Genomic DNA, 23,293 nt, shown 5'->3' with positions numbered 1-23,293 from the left:
CCATATCGTTGCGCAGCAGCCGTCCGGAGGTGGAACCCGAACCGTGCCCGACTACTACGCGGTACTCGGCGTGGGGAAAACCGCGTCCCCCACGGAGATCAAGGCCGCCTACCGCAGGCTGGCCAAGACGCTGCACCCGGACGCGGGCGGCACGGTCGGCACCTTCCAGCTGTTGCGCGAGGCCTACGACACCCTCGCCGACCCCAGCGAACGCGCCCGCTACGACGCCGGCGTCCCGGCCGCCTCGGTGCCCAAACCGCGGCCGCGGCGGCGGTTCGGCGAGCAGCCCGGCTACCGCCCGGAGGCGCCGGAGATCGATCCGGAAACCCTGGAGTGGTGGTCGTTCGCCGCGGCCGACCCGCGGATGCGGCACGGGCGGCGGCGCGGGCCGGGGCACACGCCGGTCGTCGCGGCCATTGCCGGCACGGTGCTGGTGCTGTTGCCGCTGCTCGCCGGGATCGACTTCACGCCGCCGGTGCTGATCGTCTGGCTCGCGCTCACCGCGGGCACCGCGCTGCTCGTGCACCGGCTCGCCCGCGGTTTCCTGTCCGCGCGCCGCGCCCGGCACGAGTTCGCGGAGGAATTCGGCGGCAGCGCGGTGTTCGGCGTCCCCGGCGCCGAGGCCGACGAGCTGGCCGAACGGCTCACCGCCGACCTGCTGGAGCGCTATCTGACCCGGCTGCCCGGCGCGCGCATCTTCCACGGTCTCGCGTGGCCCGGTTCGGTGTTCGCCGACGTCGACCACGCGGTGCTCTGCGGGAAACGCCTGGTGCTGGTCGAATCGAAGCTCTGGCTGCCCGGGCACTACGAAACCGCCGAGGACGGACGGCTGCTGCGCAACGGGCGCCCGTTCCGAGGCGGCGGCAGCCAGCTGGAAGAAAGCCTGGAGCGCTACCGCGAACTGCTGCCCGGCGTCGCGCTGCGCGGCGCGATGATCGTGTACCCGAGCCGCGACGGCGAGGTCACCACCGCCGAACCGGACGGCGAGCCCGGTCCGCCGATGACGCCGGAGCAGTTCCTGCACGAGATCGGCGGCTGGCTGTCCGCCGAACCGTCCACTGTGGACCACAACGCGCTGCGCACGGTGCGCGCGCAGGTCACCGGATCCGGCCGGGCGGCCTGATTCACCCGGGACATATCCGGCATGTGTGACTGTGAGTGCATGACAACCGTGCACGCCGACCGCCGTCCCGTCCTGCTCGCGCTGGCCGGGATCGCCGCGCTGGCTCTCGGCGCCGTGCTGATGCTGCTGTTGCAACTGGTGCCGCCGACCGACGAGATCAGCGCGACCTGGCGGACCATCAGCGAGTACGGGCTATCGGACCACAAATGGGTGTTCGACCTGGCAATCGTGCTGGTCGCGGCCGGTTCGGCGATCGCGTTCGCCGTGCTGCGGCTGCAAGGACGGCTGCCGGTCCTCGCGGCTGTGCTCGGAGCGTTCTGGACAGCCGGACTCCTGGTGATCGTCGCGTTCCCGAAGACCGACTGGACCAACGCGGCCGCGACCGGCGCGGGCGGCACGCTGCACCGGATCGCCAGCGTCGTCGCCTTCGTCTGCCTTCCGCTCGCGGTGCTCGTCTCGGCGCACGCAGCTTTTCCGGACTCGCCGCGCCGCCGGTTCCTCGCCCGCGCGCTCGCCGTCGCGTCGCTCGCCTGGTTCGCGGTGATCCTCGGCGCGGTCGCCGTCGCCGCCCTGACCGACCAGCGCTGGTGGCTGCTCATCCCGCTCGGCCTCGTCGAACGCGGGATGGCGCTCACCGAACTTGTCGCGCTGGCGGCGCTAGCCGCCCCGAGCGCCGCGTCAGCAGCCGGACGCTGAGGACCGCGCCGACAGCCAACGCGCTCAGCACATAGGCGTTGCCCAGCACCATCTCGACCGGGTTCCAGGACAGCTCCCGGTGCCCGCCTTCGGGAACCACAGCCAGCGCGATCCCGCTGAAAACCGCTCCGGCGCAGATCAGCCCAGCCCGTTTGCCCGACAGAAAACCGACCAGCGGCACCGCCCAAATCCAGTGGTGCGTCCAGGAAAGCGGGCTCACCAGCAGCCCGCAGCCCGCCGTCACGAGCAGCGCGGCTCGCGGGTCGCCGCGCCGATGGAACTCGCGGACCAGCAGCGCGCCCGCCAGCAGGCACACTGCGGCCGACGCCGCGTACCAGCCGAGCGAGGTCGCGCCGAATCTCGCGAACATGCCGTGCAGGGACTGGTCGAGGACCCAGTCGAGGGTTCCGGCGTTGCGGTTGTCCAGCATGGCCGAGGTCCAGTACCGGATCGAATCCCCTGGCAGGAGCAGCGCTCCGGCGGCGCTCACCCCGAGGAAGGTCGCCAGCGCGCGCCACGCGTCGGCGCGGCGGCCGGTCAGGAGCAGGTACGGGACGAAGATCAGCGGGGTCAGCTTCACCGCCGCGGCCAGTCCGATCAGCATTCCGCCGGACTTGCGGTTGCGGACCGGCAGCGCGTCCAGCACGACCATGGCCATCAAGACGCCGTTGATCTGGCCCAGCGAAATCATCCGCCACACGGGTTCCAGCACGGGCAGGAGACAGAGCGCCAGCAGCGGCCGTTCACGGGCGAACCGGCGCGACACCGACCACAGCGCGAGCACCGAGCCGACCGCGATCAGCAGCCACGCGAAGTGCGCCGGGAGCGCGGCCAGCGGCAGGAACAGCAACGCCGCGCTCGGCGGGTACGTGAAAGGCAGTTCCAGCGCGGACTTCGGGTCGAGCGCGAGCAGGGGCTCGTAAAGCGGCTGTCCGCGCAGCACGGCCAGCGCACCGGCGCGGTACACCGCGCTGTCCACCCCGAGCGGTGCTCCGCCGAGCCAGCGGAAGACGGCGAGCCCGGCCAACGCGGCGATCACCACGACGACAATGTTTTTCTCTTGGCGCACAAGGGAAAGCTAGGGAGACGAGTGCCCCGGAAGCGTCGGTCCGCGGAGCTGTCTTCGGCTGCTCCCCCGGTAGCGTGCCCGCGCGCGAGTGCTACCGGCGTATCACTGTCCCGGCACCACGAACTTCGCCTCGTAAGCCATGACCACGGCTTGTGCGCGGTCGCGGACCCCGAGCTTGCCCAGCACCCGGCTGACGTGCGTCTTGGCGGTCTGTTCCGCGATCACCAGCTGCGCGGCGATGTCCGCGTTGGACAGTCCGCGCGCGATCAGGCGCAGCACCTCGAGTTCGCGCGCGGTCAGCTCGGACAGCCTGCCGACGTCCTGGGTCGGCCGCCGCGTCCCGGCGAACCCTTCGATCACGCGGCGGGTCACCGCGGGCGCGAACAGCGCGTTGCCCGCCGCCACCATCCGGACCGCGACGACCAGATCGTCCAGCGGGGAGTCCTTCAGCAGGAACCCGCTGGCACCGGCGCTGAGCGCGCCGTAGACGTATTCGTCCGCGTCGAACGTGGTTAGCACGAGCACTCGTGGCCCGGCGTCCTCGCCGTCGCCGAGGATGAGCCGGGTGGCGGCGAGCCCGTCGAGGTCCGGCATCCGGATGTCCATCAGCACCAGGTCCGGGCGCAGCGCGCGGCACGCGGCCACCGCCTCGGTCCCGGTGGCCGCTTCGCCGACCACCTCGATGTCCGGCTGCGCGGCCAGCACCGCGCGAAAGCTCTGCCGGACCATGGTCTGGTCGTCGGCGATCACCACCGTCACCGCCATGGCTGTCCCCCTAGTCCAGCGGAACGGTCACGACGACGGCGAATCCGCCGCCGTCCCTTCGCTCCGCCGAGAACGTACCGCCGAGCGCCGCCGCGCGTTCCCGCATCCCGAGCAGCCCGTGTTTCGCCCGCCCCGCGGTGTCCTCGGGAGCGCGCGCGACGGCACCGGTGTCCTGCACGACGAGCCGCAGCTCACCTGGTCCGACGTGCACGAACACCTCGACCGGTGCGCCGGGCGCGTGCCGCACCGCGTTGCTGAGCCCTTCCTGGACGATCCGGTACGCGGACAATCCGACGCCCTCGGGCAGACCGCGGTAATCGCCGCGCAGCTCGAACCGCACGTCGGTGCCCGCCGCGCGGACTCGTTCCACCAGCTGTTCGATCTGCTCGGCTCCGGGCTGAGGCTCGGTCTCCTGACCGGCCTGCCCGGCCCGCAGCAGGCCGAGCAGCCGGCGCATTTCGGTCATCCCGTTGCGGGCGGTGTCCTGGATCGACTGGAACTCCTCGCGCAGCCCGTCGTCGAGGCTGGGGAACCGGTAACGCGCCGAATCCGCGCGCATGGCCAGCACCGACATGTGGTGCGCGACCACGTCGTGCAGCTCGCGGGCGATCCGGGCGCGTTCCTCCAGCACCGCGCGGCGGGTGGACTCCGCTTCCAGGTCGCGTTCGGCGCCGCGCAGCCGCGAAACCAGCCAGCCGAACGCCAGCGGCACCGCGAGCAGCACGGAGATCACGACCAGCTCGCCGCGCACGTTCGCCAGCAGGGCGCTGACCCCGGTGGAGATCAGCCAGACCCACGCCAGCACGCCCGGCCGGTGGTTGCGGCCGACCGCGGCGAACACGGGGATCGCCGCCAGCGCGAACCCCTCGGTCCACGGCCAGCCGAATCGGGCGTGGATCCCGTACAGCTGGTCCGCGCAGCCCACGAGGACGATCAGCACCCGCCAGGACCACAGCGGACGCACCAGGGTGAGGCCGACCGCGAACAGGGTCAGCGCGGCCGCCAGCACCCGCGCGCCCTCGGTCGCGCGGTCGGCCGGAAAGAACGCGAGCACCCCGGCGACGAGCGCCGCGAGCCCGGTGAGCGCCTGGTGCGTCCGGCCGGGCGCGACAACCGGACCGCCGCCGCCGGCTACCGCTTCTCCCAGCGCGCGTCCCGCCGCGACGAAGGGCGCGCTCGTGATCTTCATCGGCGGCGACCCTACCGGCCCGGACCGACAATTCCGGCCGCACGCGGCGAACCGCCCTTCCGAGGTCTCGCGAAATTCTCGTACTAAGCGTACGCTTAGCGCCGCTGCCGAACCGCTTTCTCGACGATGAGGAGATCCCCGTGACCGCTTCCCGTGTGGCCATCGTGACCGGCGCAGGCCGTGGCATCGGCGCCGCCGTCGCCCGCCGCCTCGCCTCCGACGGGTTCGCCGTCGGCCTGCTGGACCTCGACGAGGCCGGGGTCAAGCAGGGCGCCAAGGCGATCGTCGCCGACGGCGGCCGAGCGGTCGGCGTCGCGCTGGACGTCAGCGACGCCGAGCAGGTCGAGGCCGCGGTGACCCGCGTGGCCGAGGAGCTCGGCGCGCCGACCGTGCTGATCAACAACGCCGGCATCACCCGCGACAACCTGCTGTTCAAGATGACCGACCAGGACTGGGACTCGGTGCTCAACGTGCACCTGCGCGGCTCGTTCCTGATGACCCGCGCCGTGCAGAAGTACCAGACGCAGGAGAAGTGGGGCCGGATCGTCAACCTGTCCAGCACCTCGGCGCTGGGCAACCGCGGGCAGGTCAACTACTCCGCGGCCAAGGCAGGCATGCAGGGCTTCACCAAGACGCTGGCGATCGAACTGGGCAAGTTCGGCGTCACCGCCAACGCGATCGCGCCCGGGTTCATCGCCACCGACATGACCGCGGCGACCGCCGAGCGCGTCGGCATGAGCTTCGAGGACTTCAAGGCCGCGGCCGCCTCGCAGATCCCGGTGCAGCGCGTCGGCACGCCCGAGGACATCGCGAACGTCGCGTCGTTCCTGGTCAGCGAAGGCGCGGGCTTCGTGTCCGGCCAGGTCATCTACGTCGCCGGCGGACCAAAGGACTGATCCCGATGCGCGTGTTCTCCGATGTCGCCGAACTCGCCGAAGCAGTGGGCGGGCCCTTGGGCACGAGCGAATGGCACACCGTCTCCCAGGAGCAGGTGCAGCTGTTCGCCGACGCCACCGGCGACCACCAGTGGATCCACCTCGACGCCGAGAAGGCCGCTGCCGGCCCGTTCGGCACGACGATCGCGCACGGGTTCCTCACGCTGTCGCTGATCCCGGCGTTCCTGCCGGAGATCTACCGGGTCGAGGGCCTGAAAATGGGCATCAACTACGGCCTCAACAAGGTGCGGTTCCCACAGCCGGTGAAGGTGGGCTCGCGGGTGCGCGGGACCGCCGAGCTGGTCGAGCTGACCGACGTGCCCGGCGGCAAGCAGGCCGTGGTGCGCTGGACCGTCGAAATCGAGGGCGAGGACAAACCCGCCTGCGTCGCCGAGATGGTTTCCCGGCTCATCCTCTGAGCCCCCGCCCGCGCCCCAATGCGGCATTGGGTGCATCTGACGCACCCAATGTGGCATTCGGTGCGTCCCACGCACCCAATGTGGCATTGGGGCGACCGCCGACCCCGCACGAACTGGAGTCCTTCCGATGACCGAAACCGACCCGCCCGGCCTCGATCTGGCGAGGCTGCGCGCCCATCTCGACCGCGAGCGGCCCGGGCTCGTCTCCGGAGCCCTCACCGCGGAAGTGGTGCAGGGCGGGCGGTCCAATCTCACCTATCTCGTCTCCGACGGCACGCAGCGCTGGGTCGTGCGCCGTCCGCCGCTCGGCCACGTGCTGCCGACCGCGCACGACATGCGCCGCGAGTTCCGCGTGATGAGCGGGCTCGCCGGAACTCCGGTGCCGGTGCCGGAAACCGTTCTGCTGTGCGAGGACGCGGACGTGCTCGGCGCGCAGTTCTACGTGATGCAGTTCGTCGAGGGCACGCCGTACCGCACCGCGGAGGAGCTGGAGCAGCTCGGCCCGGAGCGGACGAGGGCGATCGCCGATTCGCTGGTGGACACGCTCGTCGACCTGCACGCGGTCGATCCGGAAGCGGTCGGGCTCGGCGATTTCGGCCGTCCGGAAGGCTTTCTGGAACGCCAGCTGCGCCGGTGGAAGAAGCAGCTCGACGGTTCGCGCAGCCGCGACCTGCCGGGCGCGGACCGGCTGCACGACCGGCTCGCCGCGGCGATCCCGGCGTCCGGCCCGCCCGCGATCGTGCACGGCGACTACCGGCTGGACAACGTGCTCGTCGACGGCGACGACCGGATCACCGCGGTGCTGGACTGGGAAATGTCCACGCTCGGCGACCCGCTCACCGACCTCGGCCTGATGATCACCTACGCGCAGCGGGACCAGCTCTCGCTGCCGATGGTGTCCAACGCCAGCAGCGCGCCCGGTTATCCGGGCACCGACGAGACGATCGCCCGCTACGCGCAGCGGTCCGGCCGCGATCTGTCGGCGCTGGACTGGTACGTGAGCTTCGCGTTCTTCAAGCTCGCGGTGATCCTCGAGGGCATCTACTTCCGCTTCCAGCAAGGCAAAACCGTCGGCGAGGGCTTCGACCAGATCGGCGCCGCCGTCGCTCCCCTGATCGAGCAGGGCGCCAAGACGCTCAGCAAGGAGAACTGATGGACTTCGCGTTCGACGCCCGCACCGAGGAACTGCGCGGGCAACTGCTCGAATTCATGGACTCGCACGTCTACCCCGCCGAGGCTGTTTTCCACGAGCAGCTGGCCGCGCGCACCGACCCGTGGTCGCCGCCGCCGGTCGTCGACGAGCTCAAGGCCGAGGCGCGCAAACGCGGGCTGTGGAACTTCTTCCTGCCCGGCGACCACGGCGCGGGACTGACGAACCTGCAGTACGCGCCGCTGGCCGAGATCACCGGCCGCAGCCCGCACCTCGCGCCCGCCGCGGTCAACTGCGCCGCGCCGGACACCGGGAACATGGAAGTGCTGACCATGTTCGGCAGCGACCAGCAGAAGAAGCAGTGGCTGGAACCGTTGCTGGCCGGGGAGATCCGCTCCGCGTTCGCGATGACCGAACCCGACGTGGCCTCCTCGGACGCGCGCAACATCGCGACCAGCATCCGGCGCGAGGGCGACGAGTACGTCATCAACGGGCGCAAGTGGTACATCACCGGCGCGATGAACCCGAACTGCAAGATCTTCATCGTGATGGGCAAGACCGATCCGGACGCGCCCGCGCACCAGCAGCAGAGCATGATCCTGGTCCCGCGCGACACGCCGGGGCTTACCGTCGTGCGCGGCATGCAGGTGTTCGGCTACACCGACGGCGACCACGGCGGGCACGCCGAGGTGCTGTTCGAGGACGTGCGGGTGCCCGCGGAGAACCTGATCGCCGACGAGGGTTCCGGGTTCGCCATCGCGCAGGCCCGCCTCGGGCCGGGCCGCATCCACCACTGCATGCGCGCGATCGGCATGGCGGAACGCGCGCTGGAGGCGATGTGCCGCCGCACGCTGTCGCGCGAGACGTTCGGACGTCCGATCGCCGATTCCGGCGTCGTGCAGGACTGGATCGCCGAGGCGCGCGTGCGGATCGAACAGCAGCGGCTGCTGGTGCTCAAGACCGCGTGGCTGATGGACACCGTCGGCAACCAGGGCGCGCACACCGAGATCCAGGCGATCAAGATCTCCACCCCGCTGACCGTCGAATGGATCCTGGACAAGGCGATCCAGGCGCACGGCGCGGGCGGCGTCTCGCAGGACTTCCCGCTCGCGGAGATCTGGGCCGGGGTGCGCACGCTGCGGCTCGCCGACGGTCCGGACGAGGTGCACAAGCGGTCGCTGGCGCGGCGCGAGCTGAAGAAGTACCGGACGGAGGCGGGCAAGTGACCGCCGAGGAGCTGCGGGCGCAGGTCGACACGTTCCTCGCCGCGCACGATCCGGCTTCCTTGTCCACTGTGGACTTCCTGCGGGCCCGGTTCGACGCCGGGCTCGCCTGGGTGCACTTCCCCGAGGGACTCGGCGGCCAGGGCGCTCCGCGTGCGCTGCAGGGCGAGGTCGAAGCCGCATTCGCCGCTGCCGGCGCGCCGGACAACAACCCGCGCCGGATCCTCATCGGGCTCGGCATGGCCGCGCCGACCATCCTCGCGTTCGGCACGGAGGAGCAGAAGGAGCGCTACCTCCGTCCACTGTGGACCGGCGAGGAGGTCTGGTGCCAGCTGTTCAGCGAACCGGGCGCCGGCTCCGACCTCGCCGCGCTGGCCACGCGAGCGGTCCGCGACGGCGACGACTGGGTCGTGACCGGGCAGAAGGTGTGGACGTCCAGCGCGCATCTCGCGCAGTGGGCCATCCTCGTCACCCGCACCGACCCGGACGTGCCGAAACACCAGGGCATGACGTACTTCCTGTGCGATATGACCGCACCGGGCGTCGAGGTCCGGCCGCTGCGGCAGATCACCGGCGAGGCGGAGTTCAACGAGGTCTTCCTCACTGAGGTGCGGATCCCGGACGCGCAGCGGATCGGCGCGGTCGGCGAGGGCTGGAAGGTCGCGCAGACCACGCTGATGAACGAACGCGTCGCGATCGGCGGCACCGCGATGCCGCGCGAGGGCGGCATGATCGGGCTGGTCGCTAAGACGTGGCGGGACCGTCCGGAGCTGCGCACGCCGGAACTGCGGGACCGGCTCGTGCAGCACTGGGTCGAGGCGGAATCGCTGCGGCTGGCCGGGATGCGGCAGCGGCAGCAGCTCGCCGTGGGCGCGCCGGGTCCGGAAGGTTCGGCGATGAAGGTGGCGTTCGCCGAGCTGAACCAGCAGCTGTCCGGTTTGGAGCTGGAACTGCTCGGCGAAGAGGGCCTGCGCTACGAGGACTGGACGATGCGCCGTCCGGAACAGGTCGACTTCTTCGGCCGGGACGCCGGGTACCGGTACTTGCGCGCCAAGGGAAACTCGATCGAGGGCGGTACCTCGGAGGTGCTGCGGAACATCATCTCCGAACGCGTGCTGGGGCTGCCGTCCGAGCCGCGGGTGGACAAGGACGTCGCCTGGAAGGACCTGCCGCGATGAGCACGCCGGACCTGCTGTACTCGGATGTGGAAGAGGACCTGCGGTCGTCGGTGCGCGCGCTGCTGACCGACCGGGCCGGGCCGACGGCGCTGCTGGCGCGGGTCGAAACGGACACGCCGTACGACCTGGCGCTGTGGAAGACGCTGGCCGCCGATCTCGGTGCGGCCGGGCTGATGGTGCCGGAATCCCTTGGCGGACATGGCGCTTCGACGCGCGAGGTCGCGGTCGTGATGGAGGAACTGGGCCGGAGTGTCGCGCCGGTGCCGTACCTGGGCAGTGCAGTGCTCGCGACGGCTGCCTTGCTGGCCGCGGGTTCGGACCTGCTCCCCCAGCTCGCTTCCGGCTCGGTGATCGGCGCTCTGGCGGTTCCTTTGTCGACCGCTCCGGGTGCTGCTTTCGCTTCTGCTGTTTCGTTTCTCGACGGAACCTTGTCCGGCCGGGTGTCCACAGTGGCCGATGCTTCGGTCGCCGATCTGCTGATCGTTCCGGCTGTCGGCCCTGATGGCCCTGGCCTTTACTCCGTGGACGCTTCCGCGGCGACCGTGACCGAGGCCGTGTCGCTGGATCTGACTCGCCGGGTCGCCGATGTGACTCTCAATTCCGTTGCCGCACAGACGATTTGCACCGGTTCCGCTGCTGCCGAGGCTTTGGACAGCGCCCTGACCACTGCGGCTGGGCTGCTGGCTTCGGAGCAGACCGGGATCACCGAGTGGGCGTTGACGGAGACTGTCACGTACCTGAAGGGGCGGTACCAATTCGGCCGTCCGGTCGGGGGTTTCCAGTCGCTGAAGCACCGGTTGGCGAATCTGTACACGGAACTGGTCAACGCGCGGGCCGCGGCTCGGTACGCGGCGGATGCGCTGGCGACGGGGAACGACGTGCCGATCGCGGTGTCGGTCGCGCAGGCCAGGCTGTCGCCGATCGCGGTGCACGCGGCGGAGGAAGCGATCCAGCTGCACGGCGGGATCGGGATGACGTGGGAACATCCGGCGCATCTGTATCTGAAGCGGGCCAAGAGCGACCAGATCGCTTTCGGTACTCCCGGACGCCATCGGGCCCGGCTGGCTGATCTGGTGGATCTTCCCGCCTGACGGTTTTTGTCGGTGGCCGGGGTTACCGTGATCGGCATGGACGAAACCCCGGCCGCCCTTGCGGCCCGGCATGGATGACCCGTCCCATGCTCCGGCCTGGGCCTACGAACGACCCGAAATCCATCCCCCGGATCCGACGTGGGCTTCACGGGGCACCGCGCTGTGCGCTGAGATCGCGCGGCTGCTCGCGCCGTGGCTAGCTCCCGGGCAGGTGGAGCACGTCGGCTCGACAGCGGTGCCCGGTTTGGCGGCCAAACCGGTGCTCGACGTGATGGCCCCGATGCGGGACCTGTCCGCGGAGACGGTCTCGGCGGTAGTGCCGGTGCTTTCCGCTGAGGGCTGGTGCTTCGTACCGCCGGAACTGGACGTCGCGGCACCGTGGCGACGGTTCTTCGTGCTGCCCGATGCGGAGGGGCGGCGTCGGGTGGCGCATCTGCACCTGCTGCCGGAGGGACATCCACGGTGGCAGGCACAACTCCGTTTCCGGGACGCGCTGCGGGCGGATCCCGGGTTGGCCGAGGAGTACGCCGAGGTGAAGCGACGGCTTGCCGGGGAGGTGGCTGACCGGGAGGTGTATACGGCGGGGAAGACGGAGTTCGTCCTGCGGGTTCTGGGCGGTTGAGGGCTGTCTGCTGTGGCTCGTGCGAGTCTCGCTGTTCGAGCCCGGAACGGTCGCGCCCCCACCGCGCGACCGTGCCGACCTCTGCGCCGAGCTCCTCTGCGCCGAGCCCTCTGCGGTCGAGGGTGCTCCGGCGATCATCCCGCCGCGCCCTGCGCCCTCCGCGACTCCTGTGGGTCGCAGCCGCCGCACCGCGCTCGCTCTGCCCGCCCCTGCGCCGTCGGCAGCCCCCGCGAATCGCAGCCGCCGCACCACGCCACCGCGTTCACCCCGCCCCAGCACCACCTGCGCAAAATCGCGGCCGCCACATCGCGCGCTCACCACCGCGCCCTCCGCAACCCCCGCGAATCGCAGCCGCCAGACGACACACTCCAGCAACCGCGGCAATCACCCCGGCCCGCGCTAACCTCTCCGGGCTGCCGCGGCGCATCTGTCCAGACCGCCCTCTTCGCACCGTTCCGTCCCGAGCCCATCCCGGACCCGCCGCGGCCGCAACCTCGGCTCAGCCTGACCTCTGTCCCCCTGCGCCAGAACTCAGCCCAGCCAGTCCGCCCGACCGGATGCGGCTCCCCGGCATCGCCCGGCCGCTCCGAACCCCACCGAGCCCACCCGGTCGCGGAGCAGGTGGCGACGAGGCCGCACCCCTCGGAACGGCGGCCTCGTCACCGGCCTGGACCAGCTCAGCCGTGGTACCCGGCCACGATCTTCGTGAACGCGTACTTCGGCTGCGAGATTCCGCTGCACTCCCCGCCGCCCGAGCAGTCCCGGTTGGTGGCCCAGAAGGTGAACCGGCCGAGGTGGTGGCTGGAGGCGTAGTCGCGGATCGCGGTGAAGTCCGACACCGAGACGACCTCGCCGGGGTTGTCCGTCTTGCCGTTCATCGACGAGAGGCCCGCGTGCCGGTACGCCGTGGCGCTGTCCCAGCCGAACGTCGACTTCAGCTGCCCCACGAGACCGTCCACCGCGGACTTCGTCTTGCCCGCCATGTCGCCGCCGCTAGAGAAGTCGAACGGCATCACCGACCACACGTCCACCGGCGCGCCGATCGCCTTCGCCTGCTTGATCAACCGCTTGCCCCAGTCGTTCGGGCCGGACGTTTCGGTGCCGATCGTGATCACGACGCGCACGCCGGGGTTCTTCTGCTTGGTGATCTTGACCGCGTTCAGGATCCGGTCCTGCACCGTCGCGTTCTCGAACTCGTCGGTGTTCTCGATGTCGAGGTCGATCGCCTTCAGGCCGTACGCGTCGATCACCTTCTGGTACGCCCCCGCCAACGCCGAGGCCGACGAGCACTTCGCGCCGAGTTTCGTGCCGGACCAGCCGCCGAAGGACGGGATGACGTCGCCGCCCGCGTCGCGGATGGACTTGATCAGGGTCTTGTCCGAACCGGTCAGCGAACGGTCGCCGTCCCACTTCGGGTTGCACGAGCCGTCCGACAGCATGAACGCGAGCGTGAACGTCTTGATCCCGGTCGCGGACATCGCCGCCGACGCGCTGGTCTGCCCCGCCCACTGGTACAGGTACGGCGAAGCGAGCACCGGGTCCGGAGCGGCCGCCACCTGCGGAGCGGACGCGGGCGCGGCCGTGGCCACCCCGGCCGCGGTCGCGAGAGCCGCCCCTGCCGCCGCCGCGAGCGCGGCCAGCCGACGCACTGATTTCATCGTGTTCCTCCCACGAGCACCACGGAACACCTCCGGTTTGAGGCGGCGGGATCAACCCGGGAGGAGTGCACCCGGAAGGGTGCCGTCACACACTGGACTAGACCAAATCGGCGTGTCAAGAGCCGCAGCCCGAACGGCGCACCGGACCGGAAACACCGCGCCCGGCCGGTTTTCCCCCGGCCGGGTGGGGCCGAAAGTCAGGGGCGGCCGGCGGCGGTCCCCTCGCCGAGCCCGTCGGAGAAGTCGTGGTCGCGGGTCTCCGGCAGGGCCAGCACGCACAGGAAGCTGAGCACCCCGAGCACGACCAGCACCAGGGCGACCGGCACCGTCGAGCCGGTCGACGCCCACAGATCGGTCGAGATCAGCGGCACGATCCCGCCGCCGATCACGCCCGCGACGCTGTACGCGATCGAAGCGCCGGAATACCGGTACCGCACCCGGAACAGCTCCGGCAGGAACGCGCCCATCGGCCCGTACAGCATCGCGAAACACGCCAGGCCGCCGACGAACCCGAGCGTCAGCAGCACCGGGTTTCCCGTCTGCAGCAAGGCAAAGAGCGGAAACGCCCACACTACAACGGAAACCGCGGCCGCCGCGCTCAGCCGCCTGCGGCCCCATTGATCGGACTTCATCGCGAACACCAGCGTCGCCACGCCCATCACGGTGGCGGCGATGAGCAGGCTGATCAGGACAGTGGTGCGCGGGATGCCGAGCGTGGTCGTCGCCATCGAAAGACAGAATGTGGTGACAGTATAGAAAAGCGCGTGCGCGAGCACGAAAGACAACGTCGACAGCACCAAAACCCGCGGCTGTTTCCGCAGTAGTTCGAAGAGCGGGACTTTCGCCTGTTCGGCCTTGTCCAACGCGGCCTGGAAAACCGGCGTCTCGGCGATCTTGATCCGGATATAGAACCCGACCGCCAGCAGCACCGCGGAGAACAGGAACGGCAGCCGCCAGCCCCAGGACAGGAACTCGGCGGGCGGGAGCACCGCGTCCAGCAGCAGGAACAGCAGGTTGCCCAGCACGAATCCGATGGCGGGGCCGAGCTGCGGGAAAGCCGAGTACAGGCCGCGTTTGCCCGGTGGTGCGTATTCGGTTGACATCAGCACCGCGCCGCCCCATTCGCCGCCGAGGCCGATGCCCTGCACGAAGCGCAGCACCACCAGCAGGACCGGCGACCAGATGCCGAGCGTGCCGTAGTCCGGCACCAGCCCGACGGCCACTGTGGACAGTCCCATCACCAGCAAGGACGTGACCAGCATGGACTTGCGGCCGATCCGGTCGCCCCAGTGTCCGAAAAGGATCGCGCCGACCGGGCGCGCGACGAATCCCACCGCGAAGGTGCCGAGCGAGGCCAGCACCCCGGCGGTCGAGGAAAACGTCGGGAAAAAGACCTTCCCGAACACCAGCGCCGCCGCGGTCCCGTAGATGTAGAAATCGTAGAACTCGATGGCGGTGCCGATGAAACTGGCGGTGGCGATGCGCGACATGTCGGTGCGCGCGGGTGCGGTCATTCCGGCTCCCTGTTCTCCCCTGCGGCTCGGTGCTGCCCCGGGAGAATATCGGGTCACGCTTCGCCGGGCAGCTCCTCCATTTTCCGCTGCAGCTTGTTCATCCCGCCGAGCCAGCGGTCGGTTTCGGTGGCGCGCAAGGCATAGAAGTCCGCGACCTCGGCGTGCGGCAGCACCAGGAACCGGTTCTCGGCCATCGCGGCGAACAACGCGTCGGCCACCTGCGGCGGGTCGATCGCGCTGGCGCCCATCAGCAGTTTGCCGCGTTCGCCGGTCTCCTCGAGCATCGCGGTGCGCACGCCCTGCGGGCAGATCGCCTGCACGGTGATGCCGCGGTGCCGGTAGGTGGCCGACAGCCATTCCGCGAACGCCAGCGCGCCGTGCTTGGTCACCGAATACGGAGCCGAGCCAAGGCTCGTGAGCACGCCCGCCGCGGACACCGTCGCGACGAACCGCCCCTCGCCGCGCTCCAGCCACGCCGGCAGCAACAACCGGGCCGCGCGGACGTGCGCCATCACGTTCACGTCCCACGCCAGCGACCACGCGTCTTCGTCCGCGTGGGCGTCACCGAACGGCGCGACCCCGGCGTTGGCACAGAAAACGTCGATCTCACCGAGCGTTTCGCGGGCGGTGTCGATCAGGTCGGCCACACCGGATTCGCTGGCGACGTCACCGGCGAACGACGTGCCGCCCACCTCCGCCGCGACCTCGGCGGCGCGGTCCCCGTCGAGGTCCGCGACCACGATGCGAGCCCCGTCCGCCGCGAACCGCCGCGCCAGTGCCGCCCCGATCCCGCCACCACCGCCGGTGATGACGACTCCGGCGCTCACAGACCGCCGCCGAGCGTCACGCCGCCGTCGAGCACGACCGTCTGCCCGGTCATCCAGCCCGCCTCGCCGGACAGCAGGAACGCCACCGCGCCCGCGATGTCCTCCGGCACCCCGAGCCGCTTCATCGGATACGCCGCGGCGACTTCTTCCTCGCGCCCCTCGTACAGCGCGGTCGCGAACTGCGTCTTGACCACCGCCGGAGCCACCGCGTTGACCCGGATCTTCGGGCCGAGTTCGGCGCCGAGTTCCTGGGTGAGCCGGATCAGCGCGGCCTTGCTGACGCCGTACATGCCGATGCCCGGCGAGGTGCGGATGCCCGCGATCGAGGCGACGTTGACCACCGCGCCGCCGTGCTCGCCCATCCACGCGTCCCGCGCGACGCGGATCCACGACAGCGGCGCCACGACGTTGACCGCGAAGATCTTGCTCGCGGCGGCCGGGTCGACGTCCAGCGTGGGACCGTAGACCGGGTTGATGCCGGTGTTGTTGACCAGCATGTCGAGACTGCCGAACTTCTCGACCGCGGCGGCGACCGCCTCCTGCTGATGCGCGGCGTCGTCGGCCTTGCCGGGCACCGCGATCGCGACCTCGGGCCCGCCGAGCTTCTCGACGGCCTCCGCGAGCGGCTCCGGCTTGCGCGCGGTGATGCACACCTTCGCCCCGCGCTCGACCAGCCCCTGCGCGATAGCCAGCCCGATCCCCCGGCTGGCCCCGGTGACCAGGGCAACGCGATCCTTGAACGACTCCACCACACCGTCTCCTTGTCCGCCGCTGGACAGCCACCGCTAAGCGACCGCTTAGTCGCAGGATAACGGCGAGGCTCGCTTACGCAACCCTGGACCGTCGCCTCGGCCGTCACAACGCGGCGGGTCACTGCCGTCCGGACCCTGCGTATTCACCGACCAGCGGCGCTCGACAACACGCCCGCCTGCAGTTCTGGCGACATGCCAGGGACAGCGAAACACAGATGTCGTTGACTGCTGGCGCGTCGGCTGAGTGAAGCAGATCTGCCCCCGACGGACTCAGCGCTGGCCCCTCGCGCAACCTCGAACCGCATAGCGACCACAGACAGTGACCGCCGTCGCGACCCTGTGCGTTCGCCTGGCCGGGAAGTCCGGGCGAAGGATTACTTGCCGAAACCCGCGGTAAGACCGGTGACGAGGTAGCGCCGGCCGAGGATGTACAGCGCGAGGACCGGCAGGGTGGAAAGGACGACCGCGGCGAGGACCGCGGGGATGTTGACCCGGAACTGGCCTTGGAAAGCCCACAGCGCCATGGGAAGCACGCGCTGGTCGGCGCTCTGGGTGAGGATGAGCGGGAAGAGGAATCCGTTCCACACGTTGAGGCCGTCGTACACCGCGACGGTGACCATCGCGGGTTTGACCATCGGCAGCACCAGGCTGATGAGCATCCGCCCGTGCCCGGCGCCGTCCACGCGCATCGATTCGAACAGCTCGTTCGGCACGTCGCGCAGGAAATTGGCCAGGACGACCACCGAGAGCGGAATCGCAAAGGCGACCGAGGGCAGCACGACCGCGAGCAGAGTGTCGTAGAGGTGCGCGCGCGTGATCAGGTAATAGATCGGGATGATCGTCGCCTGCAGCGGGATCGCCAGGCCTAGCAGGAAAATCTTGTACGTGGTCGCGGAGAACCGGGTCCGGCCGCGCACGATGTAGTAGGCCGCTAGAAGCGATACTGCGACGGTGATAACCACAGTGCCTGCCGTGACGACCGCACTGTTGATCAGGTAGCGCAGGAAGCCGTTGTCCAGGACCAGCCGGTAGTTCTCGAACGTGGGATCGGCGGGCAGCGACAACGGGTTGGCCCCGAAGAACCCGCTCTGGCCGCGCAGGCTCGTCACGACGATGTAGTACACGGGCACGAGAACGACGAACAGCCAGGCGAATCCGGCGAGCCCGCCGAGCACGTTGGGCCTGCTCCTGGCCATCACACACCGTCCTGCTGGCTGCCGCGGGAGAAGCGGGCGAACCGGGAGAGGCCGAGCGACAGCGCCAGCCCGGCGACGACGAGCAGTACGGCCAGAGTGCTCGCGCGGCCCATGTCGTTGTTGGAGAAACCGTTGAGGTACATGTCCAGCGGCAGGAACCGGGTGGCGTTGCCCGGGCCGCCGCCGGTGAGCACGAAGACCAGGTCGAAATAGGTCAGCGAGCCGACCAGCATCAGCGTCGAGGAGGTGACGATCGTGTAGCGCAGCTGCGGCAGGGTGATGTGGAAGAACTGCCGGACCGGGCCCGCGCCGTCGATCTGCGCGGCTTCGTAAAGCTGCGCAGGGATCTGCCGCACGCCCGCTTGGTAGAGCAGCGTGTGGAACGGCATGAACTGCCAGCCGATCACGAAGATCACCACGTACAGAGCCAGTGTCGGCTCGCCGAGCCAGTCCTGGGAGAGCCAGTCGGCCCCGAAAGCACGGCTCATCCCGAAGTTCGGGTCGAGCAGGGCCTTGAACGCGATCGCGATCGCGGCCGAGGACAGCAGCAGCGGAAGGAAATACAGCACGCCCAGCACCGCGCGGTACCGGCCGCGGCCCGCGGTCAGCACGCCCAGCAGAAGCGAGACCGGCGTCTGGAACAACCAGCTCGCCGCCATCACCTGCACGCTGAGCCAGAGCGCGTGATAAGTAGCCGGGTCGCTTAGCGTCGCCGTCCAGTTGCCCAGCCCGGTCCAGACGGGGTCGGCGATCCCGTCCCACTTCATCAGGCTGAGCACCGCCACCCCGCCGAGCGGGAGCAGCGCGAAGATCGAGAAGAACGCCAGCGCGGGAACGGCCGTCAGCGGATGCGGTCCGGCGCGGCCGGGCGTCGCGGCGGACCGCGGCCGCTTCCCGGACCGCTCCCGCACGAGGGCAGCGGACACCGTCACTTCCCGACCGTCGCGTTCATGTTCGCCGAGAACTGCTCGGGCGTGATCTGCTTGAGGAACAGCTGGTCCAGGTTGTTCAGCAGCGCGTCCGCTTGTCCGGGGGAAAGGGCCTGGTCCCAGGAGAGCTGGAAATTCGGCGCGTTCCGCGCCAGTCCGTACACATAGGACAGATACGCCGGGTCCGGCGCCTTGGCCAGTTTGGCCTCGATCCCGTTGACCGGCGGCACCGCGCCCCCGGCGAGCAGCGCGTCGACGTAGGCATCGTTCATGACGCCCTCGCGCAGGTATTTCACCGCCGCCTGTTTCTGCGCGTCGGAGGCGTGCGCGGACACCGACCAGAAGTTCGCCGGGTTCCCGACGATGTCCGCCGGATCGCCCTTCCCTCCCGGCACGACCGGGAAGCCGACGTAGCCGAGTTTGCCCGCGGCGAAACCGGGGTCGGCTTCCTTGATCGTGGGGAACGCCCACGAACCCATCAGGTACATCGCCGCCTTGCCGGTGTAGAGCAGGGCGAGGTCCGCGTTGCTGTCGGTGCTGATCGAATTGAACCCCTTGGCGAACCCGCCCGCGTCGACGAGCTGCTGGATCTTGCGGTTCGCGTCCAGGATCGCGGGATCGGACCAGGCGCCCGGCTTGTTCGCGGCGATCGCGGCGAAGACGCCCGGCCCGCCGATCCGGTCGACCAGGTACTCCTCCCACATCAGCTGCGGCCATTTGCTTTGCCCGCCGAGGGAGAACGGAGCGATCCCGGCGGCGGCGAACTTCGGGACGAGCGCCATCAGCTCGTCCCAGGTCTTCGGCGGCTGCGCGCCCACCCGGGCGAAGAGATCCTTGTTGTAGAACAGGAAAACCGGCTGCATGCTGTTGTTCGGCACGGCGTAGGTCTTTCCGTCCAGCACCCCGGTTTTCGCCACCGAGGGCAGGAACCGGCCGGTCAGCGCGGGGTCCTTCCGCACCTCCGGGGTCAGATCCATGATTTTCCCGGCCGCGACCCAGGATTTCAGCATCCCGCCGTTGCCCCAGCTGAACACCAGGGTGGGCGCCTGGTCGGCGCCGACGGCCGAGCGGATCTTCTGCTTGTACGCGTCGTTGCCGAAGAACTGGCCCTCGACGCCGCCGCTGGCGAACGAAGCGCGGAACACCTGCTCGTCGCCGCCGGTCAACGCCCATGCCGTCGCTTTCCCGCCGGCCGCGGCCGTGGGCCCGCTCGTGCCGCACGCCGCGGTCAACGCCAGCAGAGCCGCGAACCCGGTCGCCGCGAGCGTCGTCCGCGTCCCGCGGACCGTCCGGCGAGTACCCAGTTTCATGATGCACCTTCCGCTCCGAAGGTTCGAAAAGTTTCGAAAACTTCTCGTAGGCTGGCCGAAATCTAGGGTAGTGATTCGGGCCAGTCAAGTGCTAAATTCCCTTTTCATAGCCAACAATCATGGTTCGAAACATTTCGAAAAGAGGGAGCCTGATGCCGTCCCGCACTGGCGCGAGGCTCGCGGCGGTCGCCGAAGCCGCCGGCGTCTCGCTGCCGACCGTCTCGAAGGTGCTCAACGGGCGGTCCGACGTGGCCGCGCGCACCCGCGCCCGAGTGGAACAAGCGTTGCGGGAGGCCGGATACGTGCCGCGCAGCGGGAGCCGGAACGCCCCCGCGACCCGGATCGTCGACGTCGTGTTCGACGATCTCGTCAGCCCGTACGCGCTCGAAGTGCTGCGCGGGGTGACCGCCGCGGGCACCGAACTCGGCACCGACGTGGTGGTGAGCCGGATGCCCGAAGCGGTGCCCGGCGGCCCGCTCAGCCCCGAGGACCAGTGGACGCACCGGCTCAAGGGCAACGGCCGGGCCGGGCTGATCGTCGTGACCTCCGAACTCTCGCTCGCCCAGGTCGAAAGCTTCGAACGCGCCGGGCTGCCGCTGGTGGTCATCGACCCGATCAACCTGCCGAGGACCGAGGTCGCCAGCGTCGGGGCGACGAACTGGTCCGGCGGGATCGCCGCCGCGGAGCACCTGCTGAGCCTCGGGCACCGGCGCGTCGCGTTCGCCGGCGGGCCGGTCGGAGCCTCCTGCAGCCAGGCCCGGCTGCACGGGTACCGCGCCGCCCTCGACAACGCGGGCGTCGCCTTCGACCCGGAACTGGTGTGCCACGGCGACTTCGGCCACCCGGCCGGACTGGAGATCGGAAACCGCTTGCTGGCCATGGAAAATCCGCCGACCGCGGTGTTCGCCGCCAGCGACGCCACCGCGCTCGGCGTGCTGGAAGCCGCCCGGCGGCGGGGATTGCGGGTGCCGCAGGACCTGAGCGTCGTCGGCTTCGACGACACCATGCTCGCCGGCCTCGCCACCCCGCCGCTGACCGTGATCCGGCAGCCGCTGCACGACATGGGCCGGGTCGCGCTGCGCACCCTGCTCAAGCTGATTTCCGGGCAGACGCTCGATTCCCACCACGTCGAACTCGCGACCCATCTCGTCGTGCGCGAGTCGACCGCCCCCGCAGCCGACCGAGGAGCACGATGAGCCGCTGGCACGACCGGACCCTCTCCCCCGCCGAACGCGCGGACGCGCTGCTGGCCGGGATGACGCTCGAGGAGAAGGTCGCCCAGTTGGGCAGCGCGTGGCCCGGCAATCAGGAGATCAGCGGGAACGTCGCCCCCATGCAGGACGTTTTCGCCCGCGGCGAGGTCCCGTTCGAACAGGTGCGCGCGGACGGGATCGGGCACCTCACCCGCCCGTTCGGCACGGCGCCGGTGAGCGCGGCCGACGGCGTCGCCCGGATCACCGCGCTGCAGCGCGAAATCGTCTCCGAGACCCGGCTCGGCATCCCGGCGATCGTGCACGAAGAGTGCCTCACCGGCTTCACGACCCTCGGCGCCACGGTCTACCCCACCGCGCTCGCCTGGGCAGCGACCTTCGATCCCGGTCTCGTCGAGCGGATGGCCACGGCCATCGCGGAAGACATGCGCGCGGTCGGCGTGCATCAAGGGCTTTCGCCCGTGCTCGACGTCGTGCGCGACTACCGTTGGGGCCGCACCGAGGAAACCCTCGGCGAAGACCCGTACCTCGTCAGCATGCTGGGCACCGCTTACGTCCGCGGCCTGGAGAAGGCCGGGATCATCGCGACGCTGAAGCATTTCGCCGGCTACTCCGCGTCCCGGGCGGCACGCAACCACGCGCCGGTTTCGATCGGGCCGCGCGAGCTGCGCGACGTCGTCCTGCCGCCGTTCGAGATGGCGGTGCGCGACGGCGGGGCCCGCTCGGTCATGAACTCCTACAGCGACCTCGACGGCGTACCCGCCGCGGCCAGCGAAGCGCTGCTCACCACGATTCTGCGCGAGGAATGGGGTTTCGACGGAGTCGTCGTCTCCGACTACTGGGCGATCGCGTTCCTCAAGAGCATGCACCGCGTGGCCGCCAGCGCGGGTGCGGCGGGCGCGCTCGCGCTGGCCGCCGGAATCGACGTCGAACTGCCGGACACCCTGTGCTACAGCAAGGAACTGACCGAGCTGGTCCGTTCCGGGGAGGTCCCCGAGGCGCTCGTCGACCGGGCCGCGAGCCGGCTCCTGCGGCAGAAGGCCGAGCTGGGCCTGCTCGACGCGGACTGGGCGCCGCGGGCCGAGCCGGTCGATCTGGATTCACCGCGGAATCGAGCCCTCGCCCGGGAAATCGCCGAGAAGTCCGTCGTGCTGCTCGCCAACGACGGCACGCTTCCGCTGTCCGCCAGGGCCGCCGGGAAAATCGCCCTCGTCGGGCCGTGCGCCGACGACCCGCTGGTCTTCCTCGGCTGCTACTCCTACCCCAACCACGTCCTGCCGCGTCACCCGGAATTCGGCCTCGGCGTAAGCGTTCCGTCCCTGGCCGATGCGCTGCGGCTCGAACTGCCCGCGGCCGAGATCGCCCTGCGCCAAGGCTGCCCGATCCTCGACGAGGACCGCTCCGGCATCGCCGCCGCGGCGAGCGCCGCGGAAGCCGCCGATGTGTGCGTCGCCGTCGTGGGCGACCGGGCGGGCATGTTCGGCCTCGGCACCTCAGGCGAGGGCTGCGACGCCCCCGACCTGAGCCTCCCCGGCGTCCAGGACGAACTCCTCGACGCGCTCCTGGCGACCGGCACCCCGGTCGTGGTCGTGGTGGTGTCCGGCCGTCCGTACGCCCTCGGCCGCCACGCCGGCCGCGCCGCCGCTCTGGTCCAGGCGTTCCTGCCGGGCGAGGAGGGCGGCGGCGCCGTTGCCGGGATCCTGTCCGGCCGGACCGCCCCGTCCGGGAAACTGCCGGTGCAGGTCCCCCGCGTGCCCGGCGGCTCGCCCGGCACCTACCTGGCTCCGCCGCTGGGCCGCGACAGCGCGGGCATCAGCAACCTCGACCCGACCCCGCTGTTCCCGTTCGGCCATGGCCTGTCCTACACCACGTTCGCCTACTCGGACCTGCGGCTGAGCGCGTCCGAGATCCCCACCGACGGCGAACTGTCCATTTCGGTCACCGTCCGCAACACCGGCGAGCGCGCGGCGGACGAAATCGTGCAGCTGTACCTGAACGACGTGCACGCCCAGGTCACCCGCCCCGTCCGGCAGCTCGCCGGCTTCGCCCGGGTGCCGCTCGAGGCGGGCCGCGCCGCCAGGGTCACGTTCGCGCTGCACGCCGACCGCACCAGCTTCACCGGACTCGACCTGCGCCGGATCGTGGAGCCCGGAACGATCGAGGTCCTAGCCGGCCCGTCCGCGGGCGACCTGCCCTGCACCGGCCGGTTCGAACTCACCGGCCCGGTCCGCGAAGCGGGCCACGACCGCGTCTTGGTCACGCCGGTGTCGATCACGCCGCTTCCTGGGTGACCGCAGCGCGCCGGGCAGCGCGAAAATCCGGGCCCGCACCGGGTCAGCTTCGGGAAAAGCTTCAGTACACAGCCCAAAGATCAGATGTAAACCCCGCCGTCGTCCGCCTAGCACCTTCCCCCGGCAACCTCGCCGATCAGGCACG

21 protein-coding genes are annotated in these 23,293 nt (G+C 70.3%); 11 read left to right on the top strand and 10 right to left on the bottom strand.

What is annotated here, in order from left to right; translation table 11 throughout:
• Window positions 1-43 precede the first annotated feature (43 nt).
• Together PUT80_RS34780 and PUT80_RS34775 are read left to right on the top strand one after the other, a co-directional pair.
• Window positions 44-1,123, top strand: a complete 1,080-nt coding sequence (locus PUT80_RS34780) for a DnaJ domain-containing protein (protein WP_275294673.1) — start codon at window positions 44-46, stop codon at window positions 1,121-1,123.
• 39 nt (window positions 1,124-1,162) lie between these two features.
• Window positions 1,163-1,819, top strand: coding sequence for a DUF998 domain-containing protein (locus PUT80_RS34775; RefSeq protein ID WP_275294672.1), 657 nt, complete (start codon window positions 1,163-1,165; stop codon window positions 1,817-1,819).
• Here PUT80_RS34775 and PUT80_RS34770 read toward each other — a convergent pair.
• From PUT80_RS34770 to PUT80_RS34760, 3 genes are all read right to left on the bottom strand, one after another.
• A complete protein-coding gene (locus PUT80_RS34770; RefSeq protein ID WP_275294671.1) occupies window positions 1,755-2,888 on the bottom strand; it encodes a glycosyltransferase 87 family protein in 1,134 nt (377 codons plus the stop codon). The two genes, PUT80_RS34775 and PUT80_RS34770, sit on opposite strands and share 65 nt — an antisense overlap.
• 102 nt (window positions 2,889-2,990) lie before the next feature.
• Entirely contained in the window at window positions 2,991-3,653 is a 663-nt protein-coding gene (locus PUT80_RS34765; protein WP_043835809.1) for a response regulator transcription factor, read from the bottom strand.
• Between the two features lie 10 nt (window positions 3,654-3,663).
• Window positions 3,664-4,842, bottom strand: coding sequence for a sensor histidine kinase (locus tag PUT80_RS34760; protein ID WP_275294670.1), 1,179 nt, complete (start codon window positions 4,840-4,842; stop codon window positions 3,664-3,666).
• Between the two features lie 134 nt (window positions 4,843-4,976).
• On the opposite strand from PUT80_RS34760, the gene fabG reads away from it, so the two are divergent.
• The 7 genes from fabG (at window position 4,977) to PUT80_RS34725 (ending at window position 11,460) form a co-directional block, all read left to right on the top strand.
• Entirely contained in the window at window positions 4,977-5,738 is a 762-nt protein-coding gene (fabG, locus tag PUT80_RS34755; RefSeq protein WP_275294681.1) for a 3-oxoacyl-ACP reductase FabG, read from the top strand.
• 5 nt (window positions 5,739-5,743) lie between these two features.
• Window positions 5,744-6,196 carry a MaoC family dehydratase gene (locus PUT80_RS34750; protein WP_037814918.1) on the top strand — a complete coding sequence of 151 codons (453 nt, stop codon included), beginning with the start codon at window positions 5,744-5,746 and terminating at the stop codon, window positions 6,194-6,196.
• A gap of 127 nt (window positions 6,197-6,323) precedes the next feature.
• Window positions 6,324-7,349, top strand: coding sequence for a phosphotransferase family protein (locus PUT80_RS34745; protein WP_275294669.1), 1,026 nt, complete (start codon window positions 6,324-6,326; stop codon window positions 7,347-7,349).
• Window positions 7,349-8,572, top strand: coding sequence for an acyl-CoA dehydrogenase family protein (locus tag PUT80_RS34740; protein ID WP_275294668.1), 1,224 nt, complete (start codon window positions 7,349-7,351; stop codon window positions 8,570-8,572). Before PUT80_RS34745 ends, PUT80_RS34740 begins: the two co-directional genes overlap by 1 nt.
• A complete protein-coding gene (locus tag PUT80_RS34735) occupies window positions 8,569-9,747 on the top strand; it encodes an acyl-CoA dehydrogenase family protein (RefSeq protein WP_275294667.1) in 1,179 nt (392 codons plus the stop codon). The genes PUT80_RS34740 and PUT80_RS34735 overlap by 4 nt, the downstream gene beginning before the upstream one ends.
• Complete coding sequence (locus tag PUT80_RS34730; protein ID WP_275294666.1) at window positions 9,744-10,838, top strand: acyl-CoA dehydrogenase family protein; 1,095 nt, start codon at window positions 9,744-9,746, stop codon at window positions 10,836-10,838. The genes PUT80_RS34735 and PUT80_RS34730 overlap by 4 nt, the downstream gene beginning before the upstream one ends.
• Window positions 10,839-10,908: 70 nt before the next feature.
• On the top strand, window positions 10,909-11,460 hold the full coding sequence (locus PUT80_RS34725; protein WP_275294665.1) for a GrpB family protein: 552 nt from the start codon (window positions 10,909-10,911) through the stop codon (window positions 11,458-11,460).
• Window positions 11,461-12,137: 677 nt separating this feature from the next.
• Here PUT80_RS34725 and PUT80_RS34720 read toward each other — a convergent pair.
• From PUT80_RS34720 to PUT80_RS34690, 7 genes are all read right to left on the bottom strand, one after another.
• A complete protein-coding gene (locus PUT80_RS34720; RefSeq protein WP_205669957.1) occupies window positions 12,138-13,118 on the bottom strand; it encodes a chitinase in 981 nt (326 codons plus the stop codon).
• 197 nt (window positions 13,119-13,315) lie between these two features.
• A complete protein-coding gene (locus tag PUT80_RS34715; RefSeq protein WP_275294664.1) occupies window positions 13,316-14,632 on the bottom strand; it encodes an MFS transporter in 1,317 nt (438 codons plus the stop codon).
• Between the two features lie 53 nt (window positions 14,633-14,685).
• Window positions 14,686-15,459, bottom strand: coding sequence for an SDR family oxidoreductase (locus PUT80_RS34710; RefSeq protein ID WP_275294663.1), 774 nt, complete (start codon window positions 15,457-15,459; stop codon window positions 14,686-14,688).
• On the bottom strand, window positions 15,456-16,208 hold the full coding sequence (locus PUT80_RS34705; RefSeq protein WP_106961427.1) for an SDR family oxidoreductase: 753 nt from the start codon (window positions 16,206-16,208) through the stop codon (window positions 15,456-15,458). Before PUT80_RS34705 ends, PUT80_RS34710 begins: the two co-directional genes overlap by 4 nt.
• 377 nt (window positions 16,209-16,585) lie before the next feature.
• The gene (locus tag PUT80_RS34700) at window positions 16,586-17,407 is read right to left on the bottom strand and encodes a carbohydrate ABC transporter permease (protein WP_275294662.1); all 822 of its coding nucleotides are present in this window, start codon (window positions 17,405-17,407) and stop codon (window positions 16,586-16,588) included.
• A complete protein-coding gene (locus PUT80_RS34695; RefSeq protein WP_275294680.1) occupies window positions 17,407-18,318 on the bottom strand; it encodes a sugar ABC transporter permease in 912 nt (303 codons plus the stop codon). Before PUT80_RS34695 ends, PUT80_RS34700 begins: the two co-directional genes overlap by 1 nt.
• A 17-nt stretch (window positions 18,319-18,335) precedes the next feature.
• On the bottom strand, window positions 18,336-19,646 hold the full coding sequence (locus PUT80_RS34690) for an extracellular solute-binding protein (protein WP_134663536.1): 1,311 nt from the start codon (window positions 19,644-19,646) through the stop codon (window positions 18,336-18,338).
• A 152-nt stretch (window positions 19,647-19,798) separates the two neighbouring features.
• Here PUT80_RS34690 and PUT80_RS34685 point away from each other — a divergent pair, with 152 nt between their 5' ends.
• Together PUT80_RS34685 and PUT80_RS34680 are read left to right on the top strand one after the other, a co-directional pair.
• On the top strand, window positions 19,799-20,842 hold the full coding sequence (locus PUT80_RS34685) for a LacI family DNA-binding transcriptional regulator (protein ID WP_275294661.1): 1,044 nt from the start codon (window positions 19,799-19,801) through the stop codon (window positions 20,840-20,842).
• Window positions 20,839-23,148 carry a glycoside hydrolase family 3 N-terminal domain-containing protein gene (locus tag PUT80_RS34680; RefSeq protein WP_275294660.1) on the top strand — a complete coding sequence of 770 codons (2,310 nt, stop codon included), beginning with the start codon at window positions 20,839-20,841 and terminating at the stop codon, window positions 23,146-23,148. The genes PUT80_RS34685 and PUT80_RS34680 overlap by 4 nt, the downstream gene beginning before the upstream one ends.
• Window positions 23,149-23,293: the final 145 nt, after the last annotated feature.

The sequence above is a fragment of the Amycolatopsis sp. La24 genome, from assembly GCF_029087445.1.
In the GTDB taxonomy this organism is placed as follows: domain Bacteria; phylum Actinomycetota; class Actinomycetes; order Mycobacteriales; family Pseudonocardiaceae; genus Amycolatopsis; species Amycolatopsis nivea.
The sequence above is the reverse complement of the archived record's forward strand: the minus strand, read 5'-3'. Positions and strand labels throughout refer to the sequence as shown.

Excerpts from the sequence above, each read along its gene's own strand:
- PUT80_RS34775 (WP_275294672.1), top strand. The coding sequence starts at position 1,163 with ATGACAACCGTGCACGCCGACCGCCGTCCCGTCCTGCTCGCGCTGGCC.
- PUT80_RS34765 (WP_043835809.1), bottom strand. The coding sequence starts at position 3,653 with ATGGCGGTGACGGTGGTGATCGCCGACGACCAGACCATGGTCCGGCAG.
- PUT80_RS34760 (WP_275294670.1), bottom strand. The coding sequence starts at position 4,842 with ATGAAGATCACGAGCGCGCCCTTCGTCGCGGCGGGACGCGCGCTGGGA.
- PUT80_RS34750 (WP_037814918.1), top strand. The coding sequence starts at position 5,744 with ATGCGCGTGTTCTCCGATGTCGCCGAACTCGCCGAAGCAGTGGGCGGG.
- PUT80_RS34745 (WP_275294669.1), top strand. The coding sequence starts at position 6,324 with ATGACCGAAACCGACCCGCCCGGCCTCGATCTGGCGAGGCTGCGCGCC.
- PUT80_RS34740 (WP_275294668.1), top strand. The coding sequence starts at position 7,349 with ATGGACTTCGCGTTCGACGCCCGCACCGAGGAACTGCGCGGGCAACTG.
- PUT80_RS34730 (WP_275294666.1), top strand. The coding sequence starts at position 9,744 with ATGAGCACGCCGGACCTGCTGTACTCGGATGTGGAAGAGGACCTGCGG.
- PUT80_RS34725 (WP_275294665.1), top strand. The coding sequence starts at position 10,909 with ATGGATGACCCGTCCCATGCTCCGGCCTGGGCCTACGAACGACCCGAA.
- PUT80_RS34720 (WP_205669957.1), bottom strand. The coding sequence starts at position 13,118 with ATGAAATCAGTGCGTCGGCTGGCCGCGCTCGCGGCGGCGGCAGGGGCG.
- PUT80_RS34715 (WP_275294664.1), bottom strand. The coding sequence starts at position 14,632 with ATGACCGCACCCGCGCGCACCGACATGTCGCGCATCGCCACCGCCAGT.
- PUT80_RS34700 (WP_275294662.1), bottom strand. The coding sequence starts at position 17,407 with ATGGCCAGGAGCAGGCCCAACGTGCTCGGCGGGCTCGCCGGATTCGCC.
- PUT80_RS34690 (WP_134663536.1), bottom strand. The coding sequence starts at position 19,646 with ATGAAACTGGGTACTCGCCGGACGGTCCGCGGGACGCGGACGACGCTC.
- PUT80_RS34685 (WP_275294661.1), top strand. The coding sequence starts at position 19,799 with ATGCCGTCCCGCACTGGCGCGAGGCTCGCGGCGGTCGCCGAAGCCGCC.
- PUT80_RS34680 (WP_275294660.1), top strand. The coding sequence starts at position 20,839 with ATGAGCCGCTGGCACGACCGGACCCTCTCCCCCGCCGAACGCGCGGAC.